The sequence below is a fragment of the Halobacteriovorax sp. YZS-3-1 genome (assembly GCF_047084945.1).
Classification (GTDB): Bacteria; Bdellovibrionota; Bacteriovoracia; order Bacteriovoracales; family Bacteriovoracaceae; genus Halobacteriovorax_A; species Halobacteriovorax_A vibrionivorans.
Map to the genome: position 1 here is coordinate 464433 of NZ_JBKIYI010000002.1, position 21728 is coordinate 486160.

The window sequence follows — 21728 nt, forward strand, 5'->3', positions numbered from 1 at the left end:
TTGTGGCAAATTTGTGGCAGATGAAACAAAAAAAGCTCTTAGAAGCTATATATAGGTGACAATAGATAACAAGTCGGTTGTGGCACGATCGCCAGTTATAATCGATAGTTTGAATGTTTTAGTGTTGTAAGTTTTTATCTTTTATTTTTTATTGTTATGACGCTCTGGGCCTCCCACCACCTCCACCATCGGATTCCGGTGGTGGACACCCTTTTTCGGCTCTCCTCCCTTAATGGTGTACGCACCGCACTCATCCTTGGCTGGCATAGAAATTAAAGGCATCACAGATGGTATGAAGTTGCATGAGCATATTAAATCTCTGGCTGATGTATTAGATTTTAATAGTTAGTATTTAGTAGTATTTAGTTGTCATTTTAGGCATAGTTAGCAATAATTCCGTATGCTTACCAGACTTATCATGGAGTAGATAATGGAATTTTCCCTAGTGGATCGTTGGCTATCTGTCATTGAAATTTCAAAATATATCGGTGTCTCAAAAGAGACTATTTATCGTTGGCTTGATGCTAACAAAATACCTGCACATCGAGTAGGAAAGCAGTGGAAATTCAAGGTAGGTGAAGTAGATGAATGGATTAGAAGGGGTCAAGCATCAGATGAGGCAGGTATATGACATCTGAAGCTCTAACTTTAGAAACTCTTTGGGAAATGAGTGGTTTTTCACCTAATGAAAAACAAGAAGAAGCTATTAGGGCTGTTGAAGGACCGTTATTTTTGGCGGCTGGGCCGGGGGCTGGAAAAACAAGAGTTCTTCTTTGGAGGAGCATCAACTTAATCGTTTTTAATGATGTTGATCCAGATAAAATCTTTCTTTCTACGTTTACTGAAAAAGCAGCAAAGCAGTTGAAAGATGGACTTCATAGTTTACTTAATTTAGTCACGAGTATAAATGGTAAGCAATACGATATATCTAGGATGTACCTAGGAACAGTACATTCTTTGTGTCAAAGACTTCTAACTGAAAGGAAATTCTCTGAAGGTAGATCAAGAAAACGTCCTCCAGTCTTGATTGATGAACTAGACCAGTATTTTTATATTTCTAATTCTTCATATTTCAAAAAGTTATTAGAGGTCGGCGGATTTCAAGCAGACCAAGAAGACTATAAAAAAATAAATAAGTTTATCGCAAATAAGGCGGTAGCCTCTAAGCATGATGCTGTGAAAAATTGTATTGCTATCTTCAATAGATTCTCCGAGGAAGGATTAGATACCTCCTTATATTTAAATGATGAAAATTTTGTAAAAAATGAATTACTTTTAACAAGTATCTTGAAAATGTATAATTTTTATCTTGAAAGTTTAGTAGAGAATGAAAAAGCTCATAAAGTAGATTTTTCTTTATTACAACAAGTAGCTTATGACAGAATTGTTGAAGCAGAAGACAAAGAAGATTACTTTAAATATGTAATTGTAGACGAATATCAAGATACAAATACAATTCAAGAAAAAATATTCTTCAAGCTATCTGAGAAAAATACAAATATTTGTGTTGTTGGAGATGATGATCAAGCTCTTTACAGATTTAGAGGTGCTACAGTAGAGAACTTCGTTCAATTTAAACAAAGATTGGAGAATTTTAATACTGACTGTGTAGTAAAAAGGATTGACCTCGATACTAACTATAGATCAACTCCAGATATAGTACAGTTTTCTCAAAAATATTTAAATCAGACGGATTGGAGAGATGAGTTCGATCAGAATCGATTTTATAGACTTCATGACAAGATTATTAATCCTGGTCGTAAAACAGATGTATCGCATATATCACTGGTTAAGTCTAAAGCTGATGCTCCTGAAAAAGTATGTGAAGAAATAGTTCAATTCATTAAAGACTTAAAAGAGATGGGGAAAATTGAAGATTATTCCCAGTGTGCCTTCCTTTTTCCAAGTATAAAAAATAACACTAAAGTTAATGCTTTCATGAGAGAGTTTGAGAAACAGGATATTCCTGTTTATGCTCCTCGTGCCACAAGATTTCTAGAAATTGAAGAAGCTAGCATGATGTGGGGCTTACTTCTTTTAATATTTAAAAAGCCTACTTTAGGCGAGATGTCTAGAGGAGGGGAATTTCAAGATTATCGTAATTGGCTTAAGGCAATAGAAGAAAATGCAAAGAACCTATGTAAAGAGGACAGCCTTTTAGATAGCTATATTAAACACAAAAGACAAGAAATCGTTGATGTTTTATCAGATTACTCAAAGTTAAAAGAAAGATTGAGACTAAATAATGTTTCAGAAGATATGCCTATTTCTTTCTCTATATTAGAGAAGCTAATTGAAACCCCAGGACTTTCTAGGCGTTCACAGAAGAACATAACAAATAAGGCTTTTATCGGAGCATTAAGAAGAAGAATAGGAACGAGAGAGGCATATAACATAAGATATGTAATCAATAGAGCGACATCACTAGATTGGACTGTTTTAGATTTATTTTATCAATTATCAGGTTTTGACTATTTTAAGAACAAATTTGAAATCGCTGAAAATGGAGATGAGGGGCCGATATGTAACCTGGCTCTAGTATCTCAATATTTGGCAAGGTTTATAGATAAAAACTCTTCCGTAATAACAGCTCCATTTCTAGAAGATGAGAAATTTTCAAAAGTTTTCTTCTTATCATATACATACTCACTATATCGTTTAGGGGAATCAGAGTATGAAAATCAAGATGACCCATTTCCTAAAGGAAGGATACCTTTTTTAACAATTCACCAGTCAAAAGGTCTTGAGTTTCCTGTTGTCGTGCTAGGGAGTCTGTATAAAGTAATAAGTAAAAAGCCAGATGATAAGGAAGCTATAATGTATAAATTGATTGAAGAGAAAAAAGATGGAGAGCCATTAGATAGTATTTCTTCATTTGATGCTAGTAGAGTTTTCTATGTTGGAATCACAAGAGCCCAAAACCTTTTAGTGATGCCACATTATAAAGGTAGAGGTCAGTCAATTAATCAAGGCTTTAGGAACCTTTTTGAAACTGAGAATATTCATTTAATTGAAGATTACAATAAGTCGACGTTACCAACAAATCGGTTTTCTACTCAGGATATTGGTAAAGCTTATTCTTATACAGGTGACTTTCTAAACTATAAAAAATGCCCAAGACAATATATGTCATTTAGAAGACTTGGATTTGTTCCATCAAGGTCGCAGACTATGTTTTTTGGAACGCTAGTTCATAAAACAATTGAAGATTTACATCAATACTTAATTCTATTGAGAGAAAAAGGTATTGAATTTGAAAGAGAGGAGTCTTGAGATGGATTTCTCTAATATAGATAAAATTTCAGATGAAGAAATCCAAGCATGGATTGATGAAACATTTGAAGAGAATTATGAATTACTTCAACTGGATGGTGGCCACAAGTTAAGTGGAGATATTAAAAAGTATGCTCTTCAGCAAGTAAAAGCGTATTTTACTAAATTAAAGCATATTGCAATGAGTGTTACAGATGCTGAAATTAAGTTAACTCTATCGAATCAATCTAGTCCTAAAGAGAGAAGATTTTCAATTGAGGGAGTTGTCGATCTGATAAACGAGAATGATCAAATTAATATGTATGATATTAAAACTCATGAAGGTGAATATATTTCAGCTAATAAAGAGCTTTATCAGGAACAGCTAAATATATACAGACATATTTGGGAAGGGATCAATGAAAAAAGCCTTGATAAAACACAGATCATTTCAACTGCGATTCCACTGCAATTGAAAAATGCTTTCAAGACTCCTGAAAATAAATCATTGCTAGATAAGTGTTTTAAAGCCTGGGAACCAGTTATTGATATCCCTACCAGGGACACAGATATGTCTAAAACGATTGAGGAGTTCGGAAGGATTGTTGATGAAATTGAAGATGGAAGTTTTCCTCCTGCTGAGCTTGAGATATTAAAAGAAAAAGTAGAAGGAACAAATCAGATTTTTGCAACTAGAGTTTGCAGAAACTGCGATATTCGTTTTTCATGTTCTTCTTATAGAGAATACTCAATGGGAGCACATAAATTTACAGATAAGAATTTTATAAACTTTTTCAATCAAAATCTGTCAGAAACTGAAAGAGAGGATTTTATTGAAGGTAATTTAAAGGAATAATTTAATTGGAGCTATTATGTCGGTAGAGAAATTTAAAGAGAAATATAATATTACAGATGAAAAGATTTATATGCTGTCCAAAATTTTCCCAGATGCATTTGTAGATGGAAAGATAGACTGGACTTTGATGAGGCAGTCTTTAGGTAAATTTATGGTAGATGGGGATGATTTAAATGACTTTTATGGTTTGTTATGGCCAGGTAAAGTTAAAAGTCAAAAACTAAGCTTTGTACCATCATCAAAGTGTTTAAATTTTATTGACACCATTGGAAATAACCCTGAGAACGTTTTTTGTATTGGTGACAATTTAGAGGTACTTAAAGTCATAAAGAATGCATATGTTCAGCAAGTAAAGATGATTTATATTGATCCGCCATATAACACAGGGAAAGATTTTGTTTATGTTGATAATTATCAACAAACTGAAACAGAGTATTTGAAGGATATTAATGCTTCAGATGACTCAGGATCAAAATTACAAGCTAATCCTAAAACAACAGGGAGATTTCATTCAAATTGGCTTTCAATGATGTATCCACGACTAAAAATTGCAAGAGAGTTGCTAAAAGATGATGGTATCATTTTTATTAGTATTGATGAAAACGAAGTGATGAATCTTACCTTGATGATGAATGAAATCTTTGGCGAAGAAAACTTTATTTCTCATCTTATATGGCAAAATAAGAAGGGTGGTGGGAATGATGCCAGGCATCTTGCTGTGGAGCATGAATACATACTTATGTATGCCAAAGAAAAAGAATCAGTTGGACATTTATTTGAAGAGTATAGTGAAAAGTATTTGGAAAGATATAAAGAAGAGGATTCTGTGGGGAAGTTTTATTGGGATACCTTTAAGCGTAAGTCTGGGAAACAGTATTATTCAATTACATGTCCAGATGGAACAATTATGGATAAAGATGAAAATGGAAATCCAATTAGTTGGCTAAGGTCAGAAAAAAGGTTTAAAAGTGATCTTGAAATTGGAGATGTAAAAATTGAAAAGAAAGGTGATAAGTGGGGAGTTTATTTTAAGCAAAGACTTCCTGCAGGGAAAAAGCCAAGAAGTATTTTGAATCAAGTTGGAACAACAAGTGATGGCAACAAAGAAAATCTGGAGATGTTTGGTAGTAATATTTTCGATAACCCAAAGCCTATAAGTTTGATTGAATATCTTATAGATATTGGAACATCAGATAAAGATGATATAGTTTTAGACTTTTTTGCTGGCTCTGGAACTACGGGGGTGGCTTGTCTGAATAAAAATAGACGTTTTGTGATTGTCCAATTGCCAGAATATTTAGATTCAAATAACAAAAGGCAAGTAAGTGCTTTAAAGTTTTGTAATGAAAATAATATTGAAGCAAATCTTGCTGAACTGACAAAAGAGAGAATTAAACGGGTTATTGCTAATCTTGAAAAAAACTTACAAGAAGTCAGAGGCGTTTCAGTATTTAAGGAAGAGATATCTGAAATAAGTGAAGTAATGAGAAAGACAAAAACTCAGCAAGACTTCTTTTTGGAAGAAATTAATTATGAGAATAAAGAAAAATTGCTTTGGGATATTATTTCAAAAGAGGGATTCCCCCTTTCCTCAAATGTAAATTTGTTGGAGCTAGGTAAGAACAAAGTTTTTGAGGTTACTACTGATTTCAGTACTATGAAGCTGTTTATTTGCTTGGATGAAGCTATAAAAGTTGAGTCTGTTGAAGAAGTATTAAAAGAGGATTCTCATTATTTAGTATGTCTCGACTCTTCAATTTCTGATAATGAAAAAGTGATATTAGCAGACCTTGGTAGAATAATAACAATTTAGGATATGTATGCATAAAGATATTAAATTTAAATTTCAAGCAGGGCTTGCTCACCAAGTTAAAGCAATAGAGTCAGTAGTTGATGTATTAAAAGGTTTTACATTTTCAAGTGATGAGGAAAATGTAGATAATTTATCTATTGTGAGTAACTTCACTCAAGAATATGACTTAAATGCAGATTTTTTATTTGGAAATTTACAAGATGTACAAATAAATAATGATCTAGCTGTTAGTCAAAATCTAGAGTTTAATAAAAAGTCAAATACATTAAATATAGAGCGATTTGGAACACATTCTTATCCTGTCTACACAGTTGAAATGGAAACTGGTACTGGTAAGACTTATGTTTATTTAAAATCAATCTTTGAGTTGAATAAAGCGTATGGATTTTCGAAGTTTGTAATCGTCGTGCCAAGTGTAGCAATCTGGGAAGGAGTACTGAAAAATATTGAGCAAACTAGACAGCACTTTAGAATGATTTATGGGAAGGGCTTTAATCCATATGTCCTAAAAGGAAAAAATATCAATGCACTAAAGAATTTTGCAATTGATACAAATATTTCAGTTTTAATTTTAACTATTGACTCATTTAATAAGGTTCAGAATCAGGTTTATCGAACAACAGATAGCATGGTTGGCTCAAGCCTTCTTCCAATAGAATATGTTCAGAAAACGAGGCCAATTTTGATATTAGATGAATCTCAAAATTATCTTACAGATATAGCTCAAAAGGCGCTCAGTTCGTTAAAACCTTTAGTAGCTTATAACTTTTCAGCTACACCTAAAGAAAAACCAAATTTAATTTATTATCTTTCTCCTGTTGATGCATTAAAACATGGCCTTGTAAAAAGAATACAGGTGTTAGGTGTTACGGATGAAGATGATCAAAATACACATCTAGGAATGCATAATTTGACCTTAGAGGATGTTGTAAAAAATGATAACAAAATCGAGGCAAAGTTAAAGGCATATGTGATAAAAGATGGTTTGAAAAAGAAAAAAACAATAAAATTAAAAGTGAGAGATAGTATATCCAAAAAAACAAAAAATACAGAGTATGAAGGGCTTATTGTTGAAAATATAAAATTAAGGCCAAAGTCAGTTATTTTTGAAAATGGTGATACACTCAGAATGGATGAGAAACAGAATACACCAGAGGAAAAAGAGTCTCTATTTAGAGAGCAAATTCGACAAACCATAAAGTTTCATATTGCGAAACAACGTTCTCTTAAAGAGAAGTCTATCAAAGTTTTGTCAGTCTTTTTTATAGATAGAGTTTCAAGCTATATTTCTGAGGATGGCTTGATTAAGAAGTTATTTGATGAAGAATTTGAAAAACTAAAAAAGAACTATGATCATTTTAAAGAGCTCAGTGCACAAGAAGTTAGAGATGGATATTTTTCTCAAGTAAGTATTAATAATACATTATACTATGTAGATGAGATTGAAGATAAATATGACAAAAAGACATTAGATAAAATAAAGAAGTCCCAACAAATGGCTCAAAAGAAATCGTTTGAGCTTATAATGAAGAATAAAGAGGAGTTATTAAGTTTTGATAATGATAAGTGTTTTATTTTTGCCCATTCGGCTCTAAAGGAAGGATGGGACAATCCAAATGTTTTTCAGATTTGTACACTAAGGGAAACTCCAAGTGATGATACAAAAAGACAAATTGTAGGCCGTGGGATGAGATTGGCGGTTGATCAGAATGGAAATCGTTGTTTAGATGAAGATGTAAATATATTAACAGTAATACCTAATGAGTCTTATAAAAGTTTTTGCAGTAATTTACAACTAGAGTACGAAAGTAATGGCGACGTGACTCCTACTCAACCTCGCAATGCAAAGAAATCTCTTGCTGAAAGAAATAATTCTATCTTTAAAAGAGAAGAGTTTAGGGAATTCTGGAAAAAGCTTTCAAGTAGGTCAAAATATTTAATTAAAATAAATACAGAGGAGTTAATTTCAGAGTGTGTTGCAAAATTTAATTCTATGAAAAATGATATACCAAATAGAAAGATTACACTTTCCTTTGGAGAGTTTTCAATTACTAGAGTAGCCTTAAGATTGGTTGGTGTTCAAGAAGGTGAAGCTGAAATAGTTGTAACTAGAAAGAACACCAGGGAAGGCTTAAGGAAAATAACTGATCGATATAGAGTTGGAGACATCCTTGATTCAGAAGCTGAAGGCTTAAAAGACTATAAAATTGTAGAAATTATAGATAGAGGAGAATCCTCAATGGTCAGTTTTACTAATGGACAGACCTTGAGTTTTGATAAAAAAATAAAGTTCCATGTTAGTGGGGAGATAGACGTAGAGGAAAGTGAGAAGATACTAACCTCTAAAATGGAGAAGAATGTAAACTTTATTAAAAGGGCAATGGAGGCAACAAGTTTAACAAGGAAGACACTCGTTGCAATATATAAGAATATTTCCGACGAAAAGAAAAGATTGCAAAAGATTAATCCAGAAGGATTTTCAAATGCATATGTTAAGGTCGTACAGAGTACATTGTCAGATCATATTGCTAAAAACATTGAGTATGAAATCTCGCATGGTGAGCTTCAGTATGATATTGAAGAAATGTTCCCCGAAAAGGTTCTGTATGTACAAAGGGAAGTAATTAATGGTTCTGAAAATTCACTTTATAATCAAATACAGATTGATTCACAAGTAGAAGAAAGGTTTGTTCTTAATAAACTTCATCAAGATGATGGTGATGGTAATATTGTAGCTTACTTTAAGTTTCCCCCTGGCTTTAGAATTTCTTTGCCAAAAGTGATAGGAAACTATAATCCTGACTGGGGTGTTATTAGACAAATTGATAGCGATAAAAAAGTTGTTGTTGAGTTGGTTCGAGAAACAAAAGGAAGTGAGGATATATCAAAGCTTCAAAGAAGTAGTGAAGGGCATAAAATCAAATGTGCTGAGAAATATTTTTCGAAACTGGGAGTAAACTACAGGCATGTTACTGATAAAACATCGGATTGGATGGACTAATCATAAATTTTTATCATTGTAATATTTTGTAATATTGATTAAATCATTAGGCATTATTTCAATTAGTTATAATGCCCCCACCACCTCCACCACGATCTCCTAACTGTTTAATATTATTCAGCTTTTCGTGGTGGTTGCCTTGCCGTGTGGCAACGGTGTGGCAGGGGTTAGAATTAGTGTTCCTTGAGAAAAATGCTTGAATTGATGATCTGAGTTATAATTATCTAATAAGATAAATTCTCTGAGGTCATCATGAATAACATTACTAAGCAACTTGTATATGCAACTCCATTCTTTATTTTTCTTATTTATATTATAGTTGTTGTTGGTTTAAATGATAACGGAAGTACTCGGTAGACAGTGGAAGAATAACAAAACACACCTCTATTAAATTAACTTGAACATTTTCATTTTCTATTATTTAGACGATAGAAATCATAAATAAATTGAGCAAATAAATCTTCAGTATCCTCTAAGTTATCACAAATAAAGAGTGGGCCATGTATTCTTTTTCCTGTTAAGTAGTACTTAGAATTAAATTCAATAATGATGAAGCTATTTCCATGGCTATCAGAAAATTTTAGAACTTCATTTTTTAAAGAAACCTGATTTATTTTCTGTTTTTTGGAATATAAGTCACATTGTTTTGAGATTCTTATATAATCATTAGTTAATTTTTGGTATGTTTGCTTATCAAAAATATTTTTAGATTTTAATAGTAATTGTCCTTGTGTTCTTAGTATGTGGTAGTACAAGTCATCATCGTTTGTATAATTTATTAGGCAACGAACTAGATCTCTATCTCTAGATTTTAATAATAAATCTGTCGTTAGCAAGAAATCTTCGATGTACTGGCTTTCTAAAATGCTGGTCTTGGTTTCCATATTTCCCCCTTTTTTTCATCATACGAATACAAGTTGTCATATGGTGTCCAATAAGAGGCTATGAAAATATAGATCGGTCAATTTTGTTAAAAGATAGTTCAATGCTATTTAATTCAGTAGCAGAGATGACTATCAAAGAGTCAGTCAGTTGATCGTATACTTCAATAAAAGGGATTCCATCTGAGAACCAGATATGTTTAATAGCAAGCTTACGATGGATATCGCGTTCTTGGTCGTTAAACATCTTATTTTTTACCTTGGCCCTTATCCAGTATTTCTTTCGTATGGCCACGAATATTTTTTCAATATTATTCTTAGGCCATACTTTTATGTTTCTGCCCTTTCCTGTCATCTTGTAAGACTTTACTGCATATTTCAAGTCGTCTTTGATCTGCTTGGGTAACGCTGTTAAAAGTGCAGTCTCAGCTTCAGTAAATGCCTTTGAAAGAGGAGAGTTAGATGAATCTCTTAAGTTTCTTAAAGCATAGGTGATTAGTTGAAGGTCTTTGGGTTGCAAGGAAATCGTTACATCCGGTTCAAAAAATGAATCGATCCAATAGCGTACAGGACGTTCTCCGATTGAGAGGAGTTTGAAATTATCACTCATTCCATGGATATTACGGGCCACAGTTTTTCTAGCACAAAAATAGTCGTAATTATCTTCGAGCTTACTGTGAATTTCTGAAATTGTTAAAGCATTGCCCTCTGTGCGATCCCTTAAAATTTCAGCAATTAAACTTTGTAAATAGAGATGTTTAGATTCATATTTATTGTTGGACGCCATGTGTCCATTGTATATGTAATACTGATATTGTTCAAGGGGGTGGTAATGAATGTAATTTTAAAATTTAAAGATATGGGTGGTGGAAACGCTTATTTACTCGAGAGAGATGAAGGTTTTTTTCTTGAAGGTGGAATACCCTTTCAGCAAATATTCATTGGGCAGAGTAAAAATGAAGCCCTCGATGAATTTGCTATATTTCTGTTTTCATATATTAGAGGTTTGAAGGAGGAAGGTAATGTCTAGGAAATCAACTAAAGAGGCTAGAAAGAATGCACTATCTACGACGATGAGTGAAGAGATGTGGAAGCAGGAGCAGGTTAAACATGCAAAAGGATCTGATATGACAGCTGTATATGGAGACTCCTATAGGGAAAAAATGAGAAATGAATATAATGAAATGACACTAGCAGAAGCAGAAGAAATTTTAGAGGAATTTGTGAGCTCCAGTTCCGTGGAGGATAGTGCTTTAATTAAGAAGTACAATAACCCATTATTAGAAAAATATAGAAGCCTTTTAGCCGATGAAAGGGCAAAAAGGGGTATAAAATAAATGTTCCAGGTGATTTTTCTTTACGCAAGGTCAACGAAAAAGCACCTGGGCCATTCTTGGTGGTTTAAGCAGATTCTTTTTTTTCTTTTAGGTGAGAGTGCATCTTTAGTACTTTTTCCATATTTTTTCGATTAGACTTGTTAACTTCTCCAGATAGATAGAAGTCCTCAATAAGATATACGCTTGTCTCCTCAAGAGATGCTAGTATTAGACATGTTTCAAGAATAATAGAGAACCGGTGGTGTTCAAGGTTGTTTATAAAGCTATTGTTGTTAAAGTTTTTGCCGCAATATGTTTGTCCAAAAAGTGATTCTGATTGAAAATTGTATCTTTTTATCGAGTCTCGATAGGCAAGAGTCCACTCATTAATATTTGGCACTAAACAATCATTTCTATCTAATAAGCATAACTCTTTCATTATCAGTTTGCTATTAAACTCGACTCCATTGTGAATACTCTTGGGGAGTGGCAAACTATAAAATGAGGAAAGTATATTTGTAATAAAAATTGCGTTAGTTTTTCTTTCGTTTGTCTTGGGAAATTCTTTACTTGCTTCCTGGTTAAGGTAAATAGACTTTATTATTGCGAACTGAATAAAGCTATAGACATCAGCTTCATTGTATTCTGGAAGTTCAAGCTCTTTTCTGTATTTAAGGTTTCTCTCGATAAGTTTCGACACCTTATCTTCATGAGTGGAAATATCTTTTAGGCTTGTAGATCTTCTAATTTTCTTATCTGGATTTCTATGTACACTCTTACTGTGTGGTAGAGTGTAATTACAACTATTCCAATCCGAGGTAAATATAAAGTACTCATTTTTATTTATAGAATCATGTGCTGACCTGAAAAAGTGATATGTCACTATTGCTGAAAATGCTCGAAATAAGTATTGATCTCTTTGATTATCAAAGTTTATAAATTCAAATTCTTTGTGACTCGTGAGATTTTTTAAATTTAAATAAAAGAAATCTTCGTAAATTTCATATAACTTACTAATACGATTGATACGTGGGTCTTGTAAAATATTTTTTGTCTTTTTGAAATGTAATTGTTCGTTATTCTTTATTAGCTCAAAAAGTACTTTTGAGAATTCAAGAATATCGAAAGTTTCTTTTTCGCTAAAATTCCAGTCTAAAGCTTCAAGTTGTTTAAATACTTCACTTCTTCTCGCCATAGTCTCATATCGGCATATTTCCTTAATTATCTTAAATTTTATGCGCAACTCATTGATATTACTGGTTGTTCTTTATAGTTTTCTCAACTTTTTGAATTTAAAAATAAGCAGGAGATAATACCCTTATGAGAAAATCATTATTATCCAGGAGATTGATTATGAATGAAAAAAATAATGTAGAAAAGAAGAACTTAGCACCTTTGGGTGAGACTATTGCGAAAGCTATTGGGTGTGGTTTACTTACAGCTTTAGGTTGTGTAGCGGTTAAGCATGTTAATGGTATGAGTAATAATTCACTTGATCACGGGAGAGCAATGGATATTGCTTATGGTAAAACTGTATTCGGTGATCTTTATGATTCTGCTAATACTTCAGATCATGAACTTAATAACTCACAATTATCTTCATTTTTAAAATATAGTAAGCAAACTAGCTGATCATTAAACTTTTTATAATTGAGAGGGCCAACAAGTATGGCCCTCTTTATTATAACTTTTCCCATGTAATTGAGCTTGTTAAGTTAATTCGCTAGGTTACAGAACTTTCTTTTAGAATTCCTTAAAGTACTGTTTTTGTTCATATTTTCTCTCAGAAATGCCGATTAAAAGGCATGACAAAACCTCGATACTTAACCAAATCAAGATTCAAGCTAGGTATGGAATGTCCTACAAAGCTTTTCTATACAGGAAAGAAAGAATATTTAAATTCTAAAATGGATGATTCCTTTTTAGCTGCACTCGCTGAAGGGGGGTTTCAGGTAGGTGAACTTGCTAAGTGCTATCACCCAGATGGCCATGATATTACGACTCTTGTTTATGAAGAAGCTGAGAGACTGACTGATGAGTTACTGAAGCAGGATAAAGTTATTATCTATGAACCGGCCATTAGGTTCAATAATTTATTTATTAGAATTGATATACTTGTAAAAAATGGAAATCATTTTGAACTCATTGAAGTAAAGGCTAAATCTTTCGATCCTGCCAAAAGTCGCTTTGTTGGCAAGAGAGGGGGAATCCTTTCAAGTTGGAGGCCATATTTAGAAGATATTGCCTTTCAAAGGCATGTCTTAACTTCAAAGTTTCCTAACTCTAATTTGGAGAGTTTCCTGATGTTACCAGATAAGACGTCTCTATGTCCTGTCGATGGTCTAAATCAAAAATTTAAGATTAGGAGAGATGATAGTAATCGTAAGGGGTGTATTGTTTCTAATTCTTTAAGTAAAGAAGACCTTAAAGAACAAATTCTTGTCAAAGTTCCAGTTGATGATGTCATTGATACGATAATGGAAGATGGTATCTTCTTAGAAAATATTAAATACTTTGCATCAGCATATGAAAAAGATGAAAAGATAATTTTCCCAATTGGTTCTCATTGTGCAGGCTGTGAATTTCAATGTAGTAAGGAAGATGAGGTCCAAGGATATAAAAGTGGATTTAAAGAGTGTTGGAAAGAAACTTTAAGTTGGGATGATGCTGACTTTGAAGAGCCAAATGTTTTAGAGATTTGGTCATTTACTGGTAAGCAAAAACTCATTGAAGCAGAACGTATTAAATTATCGGATCTGACTATTGATGACTTTGAGCCAGATACTGATGGTAAGCCAGGGATTTCTGCAAAAGAAAGAAAGTGGCTCCAAGTCGAGAAGGTATTAAATAATGACACTACACCATACTTCGATGCTTATGGACTAAAACTTGAAATGGATAAGTGGACATATCCGTTACATTTTATCGATTTTGAAACAACGATGGTTGCGATTCCCTTTAATAAGGGGAGACGTCCTTATGAAGCGATTGCTTTTCAATTTTCACATCATACTGTGTATGAGGATGGTAGAGTTGAGCATTCAGGCGAGTTTTTAAATACCAATATTGGAGAGTTTCCTAATTATGAATTTCTAAGAGAGTTTAAGCGTCAACTTGAAGGGGATGAGGGAACTATTTTTAGATACTCACCTCATGAGAATACATTTTTAAATCATATCTACCGTCAGCTTAGAGAAGATGAATCTGATATCCCAGATAGAGAAGAGCTTTGTGAATTTATTAAGACTATTACAACGTCTTCAAGTTCGATGGCTGAAAAATGGGAAGGTGATAGGAATATGGTGGACCTGTGGCATCTTGTGAAAAGATACTACTATGATCCAGCAACACGTGGTTCAAATTCAATCAAAGCTGTACTTCCTGCTATTTTAAATTCTAGCGACTTTCTCAAAGAGAAGTATGGGAAGCCTATCTACGGGACAGAGAATGGTATTAAGAGTTTAAACTTTAAAGACTGGCAGTGGCTTGAAATTAGGGATGGCAAAGTGGTTGATCCATACAAGAAGCTTCCAAAGATGTTTACAGATGTTAGTGATAAGAATTTAGAGATATTGACTGAAGATGATGAGCTAGCAAACGGTGGAGCGGCTTTAACTGCTTATGGACGTATGCAATTCAGTGAGATGAGTGAGATTGAGAGAAAAGAACTTTCAAGTGCTGTTCTTCGTTACTGTGAGCTTGATACGATGGCCATGGTTATGATTTTTGAGGCTTGGAGGGAGTGGGTAAAAAAATGACTGTAATAGTTGAAGAGAATGTGAAAGCGATCACCAGTTGGAGTGGGTTTGTGTATCAGGGGATGATCGCTCTACTAGTGACATTAAATGAGCTTAATGAAAATTATGATTATTTTAAAGAGTGTATTCTAGAAATTGAAAAGTTGGATGACTTTTCTTTTAAAGACAATGGAGGGGATTGTATTTCTATTCATCAAGTAAAATGTAAAAAGGTTGACACTTCAGGTGGGTATACTGATGCAATTGAATCTTTAAAACAAAAATCAGCGTCTCTTGGAGGAGTATCTCCATTCCTTCATACAAGTGTAAACATAAGAGATTATAGTGATCCTGATGTCATTCGGTATAGCATTGAAGGTGCAAGCTTTGTTCCAATTAAAGACGTTGAGGATATGCAAATTAGGGCGTTGAAAAAATTAGTTCAAGATCAATTCAACGAAAAGCAATTGGGAGAATCTGAGTTTCGTATATTGAACGATAAATTGAACAAGAAAGTAGTTGAATTAGTACTTGATGCACATCATGAAAATATGGAAAACCATACACCTTTAAATATTGTAAATAGGGCAATTGGAGTTCAAGATTTTTTGCAGATTATTGAAGATTTTTACCCTGGCTTAGAACTTTCAATTACGAATGTTAGTAGCGTAATGAGACAGCACTTTTCAATTATGGTTAGCGATTTTATACATGATGAAGATATAGACGGTGAAGAGTATGAGCACCTAGTAACTATTGCTGAAAAGTTTAATAATTTATCTGATCTTAATTTTTTTCAATTTTTACAAATATTAAAGCCTGATGAGGTCAGAACAACTGGTTTAGAGACTAAAAATATTATATCTCTCAAACCAAAAGGATTTGATGTCCCGTTCCTGTTATTTGTATGGAAAACTTTTGAGTTAGGTTCATTTAATGAGAACAAATATAGATATGAAGTAAATAATAAGGGAAAGACTTTAATTCCAACAGGTATGAAAGACTCAGGCCTTAGATCTACTCTACCTTTCGCTGAAAAATTATATGAAGCAATGTTTGATGTGAAAGAGCTTGGTAAGCTCTTTTATACAGGAGATATCATAGTTTCAAGTGAAGTAAATATTTCGAATTTGTTTGCCTATATGAACGAAAATACAGATAAGATAAACCCATATCCAGGTGATGGAGATAATTTTATTGAACCTAAAAAAATTGAAATTTTAAATATTAGAGCAGCTTTAGATTTATTAGGAATTGAATATGATTAAATTTTTAACAAATGTTTTTAGTGAGTATGGGTTTGAGTCCGTGGGATTTAGTGTTGAGAAAAAGAAAGCAGTTTTGTTTAAGAGCAATTCAGGTTTTTCAAATTACGTTGTTATAGAAAGCGCTAGTTTAGATGAGTTTCTCAATAGAGAGTTTTATGATTGTGTTTATAGTTCGGTCTCGGAACTTGTTCCTTGGGATAATCAACAGTTGAAAAATACAACATTGATATTAGTACATTTAAATGATGATGTTCTCGGTGAAGAAAACGACGATGATGATCTTAAATCGAGGTATAATGTAATTGATAAGTATCAGCTAGTAGAAGAAAACAAATATATATTTAAAAAACATATTTTTTCCTACACTACTTATGAACTAAATTCCTTAATTACAGAATTCGAAAGTTTAATTGATCAAGATTTTACAGGTTTTGTGAAGAATCAAGTTCTAAATTCGATAAAGTTCTCAGAATTTAAAAATCAAAAAGAATACCTCGGTTGGTATGGATTATTGTTAAAGATATTAATTAAGTTACCTTTTATAAAGATTTCTTCCAAAGGTGATTTTTATTATGATGTAACAAGTGAAATACAGGATGGAATTGAGGAGGAAAATCTTCAGAGATATCAAAGTTTTATAGATGGTGTCTCTACAGAAGATAGTATTAATAAATGTTTACAGCGTTTAGAGGACTTTTATAAGAATGAAACGAATTAAGATTATAAAAATACAAATATTTAACTTTAAAGTTTTTAGAAACGAAGAAATTGAATTTAAAGACTCAGATGTTCTGATTTTGGATGGACCCAATGGTTACGGAAAAACGTCATTTTTTGATGCTGTCGAGTTGCTACTAACAGGTGAGATAAACAGACTTGTTAGAAAAAAAAGTGATGTAGATTTGAGAAAACGATTTGAAGATAACCTACTCGTAAACGATTTAGAATTAGATGAAACGTTTATAAAGGCAGAGTTGGTAATTGACGGTAAACGGCTTTTTTTATGTCGCTATGCAAAGTGGGGTCATGGTGAGAAAAATAATCCAACCGATTTTACAAATTTTAATCTTTATAAACTCAATAAATTTGATGATGGTGTTGAGGAGGCAGATTTCTTTTCTGAGGATGAGGTCGAACTAGCCCTTGGACAAGGATTCAGGGAATCATATCCAGTAATGCATTATGTAGAGCAAGATGAAAGTGCTTTTCTATTAAAAAGGAAAGAGGGGGATAGAACTGAGTTTCTGTCGTATCTATTTCACACAGTAAAGGAAGAAAAAGAATATTCTAGTATTTGTAAAAAGCTAGATTACTTGAGATCTCTAGAGAAAGAATTGTCAGAAGACATTAATGCAAAGAAAAAAGAATTAACTGATTTGAAAACGGGATTAATTGAAAAAAATATTAAAGAAGTAAGTTATAAAGAAATCTTTCCTGAAGTTTTTTGTGATTGGGATGAGGAAGAAATAACCTTTGGATATCAGAAATGGGAATCCATTCATAAACCAGAAGTCAAGAATTTGATTTTTATGAAGGATTACTTTGCTGATTTTAAGCAAGCGAGAATTAATACGTTTTTAGAGAGATATAAAGCAAATGATACTTTGCTTAAATACCATGTTAGTAGTTCTTTTTTTCAGGATAGATTAAAAGATTTTAAAGATAATGAAAAAATTAAAAAATATTTGGAGAGAATGTCTTCAAAGTTAATGAAGTTTACAGGCTTAAGCTCCTTAGATGATGTTGATTTTGAAAAACTTTTTAATTATGTTGATTTAACAAAGAAGTTCACTGAGGAATTTTATGGGCAACTAGATGACTTAGGTGAAAGAACAAAAGAAATCGGTATTGAAGAACAATATTTTGCTTCATTGCAAAATGACCGTAGTAAACTGGAAAAACATTTAACATCTTCTCATGTTAAAGATAGTTCAGAATGTTTGCTCTGTGGGTTCCAATATGAAGACGCCGAAAGTCTCAAGAAAAATATAGATAATCTAACGGTGCAAATTAAAAAGAATATAACAAAGAAAGTAGGGAGAATTCAAAAGGATATTGAGAAATTCGGGAATACTTTAATTGTGAAATTAGTTGAAAAGGTGAAAAAGAAAATTACTTCTTTAGAAGAAGATATGCCAACATCTTATTATAATCTTCTTGTTTATGAACAGAAGACATCGGATGAATACAAAACATTTATGAAAGGTCTGAATTCTTTAAAATTAGATATTAGCGATCTTGTTAATAGTGACTTGGCATTATCGGAAAAAGAGATTAATGAAAAAGTTGAGAATCTAAAAGATTTACTAGAGAAACAAGTGAAAGACGTTGAGGATGAATTCTATGACCAGGTTTACAGAGATTTACTTAGAGAATATTTTAATGGCAAGCTTGCGGCACTAGAAAAGTTCAATAAGAGTCTACTTGTAAAGAAGATCGAATATGTTGAAAACGAGATTGCAAAAAAACAAAGCGATAAGATATTAAAACTTGAGAAGTTGATAACTAAAAAAAATGAGCAGAAAAAGCTGTTTGGACCAATGATTACAAACATAAAAAAGCTTACAAGGATTTACGAAAAAAGGATTAACAAATATAAATCGAGAGTAATTTCTGCAATAGAAATTCCTTTCTACATTTACAGCGGTAGAATTATTCAGACCTTCAATAGAGGGAGTGGCTTTTTTATTGATATAGATATGGATAAGGAGCTTCGAGGAGTAAAGTTTAAAACAGATTTAAAGACTTCTCATGATGCACTTTTTTCTTTGAGTTCTGGTCAATTATCAATATTGGTAATTTCTTTCATGTTGGCCCTGAATCGGGTATACGCTCAAAATAACTTGATGCTTATCGATGACCCCGTGCAGAGCATGGATGAAGTAAATATATCTTCACTAGTTGAGTTGCTGAGAAGTGATTTTTCAAATTATCATTTAATTCTCTCTACACACGAAGAGCATATTTCCTTATATATGGATTATAAATTTGAAAGCTCTGATGCTATTTCAAATTGCTTAAATATGAAAAACCTGAGATTCAAGTAGGATATGAAATCATTAGTCGAGATTAAAAGAGATGCAAAAGGGATTCAGCTTGATAGTCGATCTGCTTCAGATTTTTTGTCTTATTTTGAGTTCATAAAGTTCTTTGAGGAAAAGGATGTCATTTCTAAAAATGACTTTGTGATTGGATGTAATTTTTCATATGGGTGGATGCCTACCATTCTAAATTTTAAAAATGAGAAAGATGAAGAAATTAATTTATGTGTTGAACTAGTAAATAAAGCAAGAAATAGTCAGGAGCTCTTAAGAAAAGAGGAGCTTGAAATACTAAAAAAGGTTGTAAATAACTCAATTGTAGGCGTATCTAAGCTACTTCACTTTGTTTCTCCTGAAAGATATCCTATTTGGGATAGCAGGGTGGCAAATTATTTCAACATTAAAATGGTTAACGATGTGCGACGATACTGTGATTACCTAAATTTTTGCCATAGTTTCAATAAGCATGAATTGGAAGAAGTTCGTCAAATTGTTTGTCAGCATGAGAAAACTTTTAAGGATACTAGTGCTCTTAGATCTCTAGAGTTTGTCTTCTTCTCATGTGGCCTTGATAAGAGTAAAATAGCTAATAACAACCCCAATTAAGTGGTGAGTTTGAATGTTAAAACCTGTATCTATGCGGCATTCAGAGATTTCTAGTTTCATTGGTATTCAAAGAAACTAACTCTGGCCTTCAGATCAAAAACAAGCTCCACCATTCATCGTGGATTCCCGTAAATTTAATTCTAGTTTATAAAAGCTAAATTAATCTCTCTTTTATTTTAGAGGTTAAACAAGTTCAAGAGTGAATCGTCATTATTAATATCAAGTACTTATTTCTTAAAGCTATTTACTAGCTTAAGTTGATGATTAAGTTCAACTTATTGTCTTCTTTTGTCGATTAGCAACTATAAAAATCAATGCTTAAATTAGACTAGGCTAATAAATTAGAAACTGACGAAGAACTAGGGAATTATGAAAAAGTATAAAGCTGGAAGTTATATCACCTATGAATTTAGTGGAGAGATAAGAAAAGGTCTTATTATAAAGATAAGGAAGGAAAAGGTTAGGGTTCGTGCAGATGATGGGGTTTTAGAAACTGAGATATCTACGAGTCAAATTCTAGGCATCGCAGAAGAGGATGAAAGTTTAAGAAATGATAATTTTAGTCTAAATGATTATCCCAGATGGCAAACAGAAAGATCTTATTGGTGGGTAAATCAAGGAATCTCATATACATTACAAAAAAATGGTCGTTTTATGTGGTCTCCTAAGTTTGAGATAGATGGTACTGAAAACCCCGGTTATTCAAATATGAAGAATGTTTCTGAAGGTGATGTCGTCTTTGTAAATAAAACGGGAAAAATCGTTGCGATTGGAGTCATTGTTTCAACTGCATACGAGAGTAAACGTCCGGCAGGATTTGATGATGACGAACTTTGGCATTCTAAAAGTGGTTGGAGAGTCGACTGTGAATATTTTGAGCTAGAGCATAAGCAACAAAAAGAAATTACTAGATTTGTAGATATTTTTAAACATCGAGAGTCAGAGGATAAGCCGATAACTGTAAATGGTGACTCGAAGCATAAGGTTTATTTAAATAAACTATTTATTGAAGATGGTATAAGGATATTTACCAGACTTAAGGTACCAAGCTTATTTTATAAGAAGCTTAATGTTGAGATAGGTGATAGGGAAGAAAATACTGCGAATGTTGCACTTTCCCTCTCTGGAGATAAACTTTATCAACAAAGGGCTAGAGAAGCACTTCCTATACTAGTGAGACAAGCTAAGGCTGGAGCATCTATCTTGTATTCTGACTTAGCAGAAGAAATGGGGATGCCAAATCCACGAAATTTAAATTATGTTTTAGGTTCTATTGGTCAGACAATGAAAGAGCTAAGTTCAAAATGGGGTGAGGAGATACCTCCAATACAATGTCTTGTTGTAAATAAAAATACTGGCCTACCTGGGGAGGGTGTTGGATGGTTTTTATTAGGTACTTCTGATTTTTCTGAACTGACTAAGGTTGAGCAAAGGAAAGTTGTCGATATTAATCTAGGTCAAATATATAGCTTTCGTAAATGGGGCAAGGTTTTATCTGAGTTAAATCTGAATGAATTTGATTTAAGTTATGATGACGATGAGTTAAATAAGTCCAATATGTACGGATCAAGTGGAGAGGGGGAAAAGCATAAAGCTCTAAAAGCTTTCGTCGCCAATAATCCAGAAGCAATATCTCATAAATCAAAATATATTGGAAACGAGGAGGAGCGTCTTCCTTCTGGAGATTATTTAGATGTGTCTTTTAAAGATAAAAGTACATGGGTTGGTGTAGAAGTTAAGTCCTCAATATCAAATAAAGATGACATTATAAGAGGGCTATTTCAATGCATCAAATATAACTCTGTTATGGAAGCAATTAACTCAATAATAGATGTTAAAAAAAATATTAGAGTTATATTAGTTCTAGGAGGCGCTTTTCCAAGTTCGCTAATCCCATTAAGAAACACTTTAGGTGTTGAAGTAATAGATAGGGTAGAAGAAGAAATGGGTAATTAAA

At 32.7% G+C, this 21728-nt stretch carries 17 protein-coding genes; 14 read left to right on the plus strand and 3 right to left on the minus strand.

Annotation, left to right across the window (positions count from 1 at the left end):
• Positions 1–430 precede the first annotated feature (430 nt).
• Genes ACMAZI_RS12225 through ACMAZI_RS12245 form a run of 5 tightly spaced genes read left to right on the plus strand, consistent with a single transcriptional unit; the run spans position 431 to position 8922 of the window.
• Positions 431–631 (plus strand): helix-turn-helix domain-containing protein, encoded by a 201-nt coding sequence (locus ACMAZI_RS12225; RefSeq protein ID WP_412474162.1) that lies wholly within the window; start codon positions 431–433, stop codon positions 629–631.
• On the plus strand, positions 628–3273 hold the full coding sequence (locus tag ACMAZI_RS12230; RefSeq protein WP_412474163.1) for a UvrD-helicase domain-containing protein: 2646 nt from the start codon (positions 628–630) through the stop codon (positions 3271–3273). Before ACMAZI_RS12225 ends, ACMAZI_RS12230 begins: the two co-directional genes overlap by 4 nt.
• Position 3274: 1 nt before the next feature.
• On the plus strand, positions 3275–4108 hold the full coding sequence (locus ACMAZI_RS12235; RefSeq protein ID WP_412474164.1) for a PD-(D/E)XK nuclease family protein: 834 nt from the start codon (positions 3275–3277) through the stop codon (positions 4106–4108).
• A gap of 16 nt (positions 4109–4124) precedes the next feature.
• Positions 4125–5921, plus strand: coding sequence for a site-specific DNA-methyltransferase (locus ACMAZI_RS12240; protein ID WP_412474165.1), 1797 nt, complete (start codon positions 4125–4127; stop codon positions 5919–5921).
• Between the two features lie 7 nt (positions 5922–5928).
• Positions 5929–8922: a DEAD/DEAH box helicase family protein gene (locus ACMAZI_RS12245; protein WP_412474166.1), complete on the plus strand. Its 2994-nt coding sequence runs from the start codon at positions 5929–5931 to the stop codon at positions 8920–8922.
• A 407-nt stretch (positions 8923–9329) separates the two neighbouring features.
• On the opposite strand, the gene ACMAZI_RS12250 is transcribed toward ACMAZI_RS12245, so the two are convergent.
• The gene (locus tag ACMAZI_RS12250) at positions 9330–9806 is read right to left on the minus strand and encodes a hypothetical protein (protein WP_412474167.1); all 477 of its coding nucleotides are present in this window, start codon (positions 9804–9806) and stop codon (positions 9330–9332) included.
• 58 nt (positions 9807–9864) lie between these two features.
• Positions 9865–10590 (minus strand): hypothetical protein, encoded by a 726-nt coding sequence (locus ACMAZI_RS12255; protein WP_412474168.1) that lies wholly within the window; start codon positions 10588–10590, stop codon positions 9865–9867.
• Positions 10591–10635: 45 nt separating this feature from the next.
• Between ACMAZI_RS12255 and ACMAZI_RS12260 the strand changes: the two genes are divergently transcribed.
• Together ACMAZI_RS12260 and ACMAZI_RS12265 are read left to right on the plus strand one after the other, a co-directional pair.
• On the plus strand, positions 10636–10833 hold the full coding sequence (locus ACMAZI_RS12260; RefSeq protein ID WP_412474169.1) for a hypothetical protein: 198 nt from the start codon (positions 10636–10638) through the stop codon (positions 10831–10833).
• Positions 10826–11140, plus strand: coding sequence for a hypothetical protein (locus ACMAZI_RS12265; RefSeq protein ID WP_412474170.1), 315 nt, complete (start codon positions 10826–10828; stop codon positions 11138–11140). The genes ACMAZI_RS12260 and ACMAZI_RS12265 overlap by 8 nt, the downstream gene beginning before the upstream one ends.
• Positions 11141–11204: 64 nt before the next feature.
• On the opposite strand, the gene ACMAZI_RS12270 is transcribed toward ACMAZI_RS12265, so the two are convergent.
• On the minus strand, positions 11205–12314 hold the full coding sequence (locus tag ACMAZI_RS12270; protein WP_412474171.1) for a hypothetical protein: 1110 nt from the start codon (positions 12312–12314) through the stop codon (positions 11205–11207).
• A 158-nt stretch (positions 12315–12472) separates the two neighbouring features.
• Here ACMAZI_RS12270 and ACMAZI_RS12275 point away from each other — a divergent pair, with 158 nt between their 5' ends.
• The 7 genes from ACMAZI_RS12275 (at position 12473) to ACMAZI_RS12305 (ending at position 21727) form a co-directional block, all read left to right on the plus strand.
• On the plus strand, positions 12473–12751 hold the full coding sequence (locus ACMAZI_RS12275) for a hypothetical protein (protein WP_412474172.1): 279 nt from the start codon (positions 12473–12475) through the stop codon (positions 12749–12751).
• Positions 12752–12924: 173 nt separating this feature from the next.
• Positions 12925–14877 (plus strand): DUF2779 domain-containing protein, encoded by a 1953-nt coding sequence (locus ACMAZI_RS12280; RefSeq protein WP_412474173.1) that lies wholly within the window; start codon positions 12925–12927, stop codon positions 14875–14877.
• Positions 14874–16124 carry an ABC-three component system protein gene (locus ACMAZI_RS12285; RefSeq protein WP_412474174.1) on the plus strand — a complete coding sequence of 417 codons (1251 nt, stop codon included), beginning with the start codon at positions 14874–14876 and terminating at the stop codon, positions 16122–16124. Before ACMAZI_RS12280 ends, ACMAZI_RS12285 begins: the two co-directional genes overlap by 4 nt.
• Positions 16117–16842, plus strand: coding sequence for a hypothetical protein (locus ACMAZI_RS12290; protein ID WP_412474175.1), 726 nt, complete (start codon positions 16117–16119; stop codon positions 16840–16842). Before ACMAZI_RS12285 ends, ACMAZI_RS12290 begins: the two co-directional genes overlap by 8 nt.
• On the plus strand, positions 16829–19171 hold the full coding sequence (locus ACMAZI_RS12295; protein WP_412474176.1) for an AAA family ATPase: 2343 nt from the start codon (positions 16829–16831) through the stop codon (positions 19169–19171). Before ACMAZI_RS12290 ends, ACMAZI_RS12295 begins: the two co-directional genes overlap by 14 nt.
• A gap of 3 nt (positions 19172–19174) precedes the next feature.
• On the plus strand, positions 19175–19771 hold the full coding sequence (locus ACMAZI_RS12300) for a hypothetical protein (protein ID WP_412474177.1): 597 nt from the start codon (positions 19175–19177) through the stop codon (positions 19769–19771).
• Between the two features lie 369 nt (positions 19772–20140).
• Positions 20141–21727, plus strand: a complete 1587-nt coding sequence (locus tag ACMAZI_RS12305; protein WP_412474178.1) for a hypothetical protein — start codon at positions 20141–20143, stop codon at positions 21725–21727.
• Position 21728 lies beyond the last annotated feature (1 nt).

Bases quoted from the DNA above. Each gene is read 5' to 3' on its own strand.
- ACMAZI_RS12235 (WP_412474164.1), top strand. From the start codon at position 3,275: ATGGATTTCTCTAATATAGATAAAATTTCAGATGAAGAAATCCAAGCA.
- ACMAZI_RS12230 (WP_412474163.1), top strand. From the start codon at position 628: ATGACATCTGAAGCTCTAACTTTAGAAACTCTTTGGGAAATGAGTGGT.
- ACMAZI_RS12295 (WP_412474176.1), top strand. From the start codon at position 16,829: ATGAAACGAATTAAGATTATAAAAATACAAATATTTAACTTTAAAGTT.
- ACMAZI_RS12225 (WP_412474162.1), top strand. From the start codon at position 431: ATGGAATTTTCCCTAGTGGATCGTTGGCTATCTGTCATTGAAATTTCA.
- ACMAZI_RS12285 (WP_412474174.1), top strand. From the start codon at position 14,874: ATGACTGTAATAGTTGAAGAGAATGTGAAAGCGATCACCAGTTGGAGT.
- ACMAZI_RS12280 (WP_412474173.1), top strand. From the start codon at position 12,925: ATGACAAAACCTCGATACTTAACCAAATCAAGATTCAAGCTAGGTATG.
- ACMAZI_RS12275 (WP_412474172.1), top strand. From the start codon at position 12,473: ATGAATGAAAAAAATAATGTAGAAAAGAAGAACTTAGCACCTTTGGGT.
- ACMAZI_RS12300 (WP_412474177.1), top strand. From the start codon at position 19,175: ATGAAATCATTAGTCGAGATTAAAAGAGATGCAAAAGGGATTCAGCTT.
- ACMAZI_RS12290 (WP_412474175.1), top strand. From the start codon at position 16,117: ATGATTAAATTTTTAACAAATGTTTTTAGTGAGTATGGGTTTGAGTCC.
- ACMAZI_RS12245 (WP_412474166.1), top strand. From the start codon at position 5,929: ATGCATAAAGATATTAAATTTAAATTTCAAGCAGGGCTTGCTCACCAA.
- ACMAZI_RS12255 (WP_412474168.1), bottom strand. From the start codon at position 10,590: ATGGCGTCCAACAATAAATATGAATCTAAACATCTCTATTTACAAAGT.
- ACMAZI_RS12270 (WP_412474171.1), bottom strand. From the start codon at position 12,314: ATGGCGAGAAGAAGTGAAGTATTTAAACAACTTGAAGCTTTAGACTGG.
- ACMAZI_RS12305 (WP_412474178.1), top strand. From the start codon at position 20,141: ATGAAAAAGTATAAAGCTGGAAGTTATATCACCTATGAATTTAGTGGA.
- ACMAZI_RS12240 (WP_412474165.1), top strand. From the start codon at position 4,125: ATGTCGGTAGAGAAATTTAAAGAGAAATATAATATTACAGATGAAAAG.
- ACMAZI_RS12260 (WP_412474169.1), top strand. From the start codon at position 10,636: ATGAATGTAATTTTAAAATTTAAAGATATGGGTGGTGGAAACGCTTAT.
- ACMAZI_RS12265 (WP_412474170.1), top strand. From the start codon at position 10,826: ATGTCTAGGAAATCAACTAAAGAGGCTAGAAAGAATGCACTATCTACG.
- ACMAZI_RS12250 (WP_412474167.1), bottom strand. From the start codon at position 9,806: ATGGAAACCAAGACCAGCATTTTAGAAAGCCAGTACATCGAAGATTTC.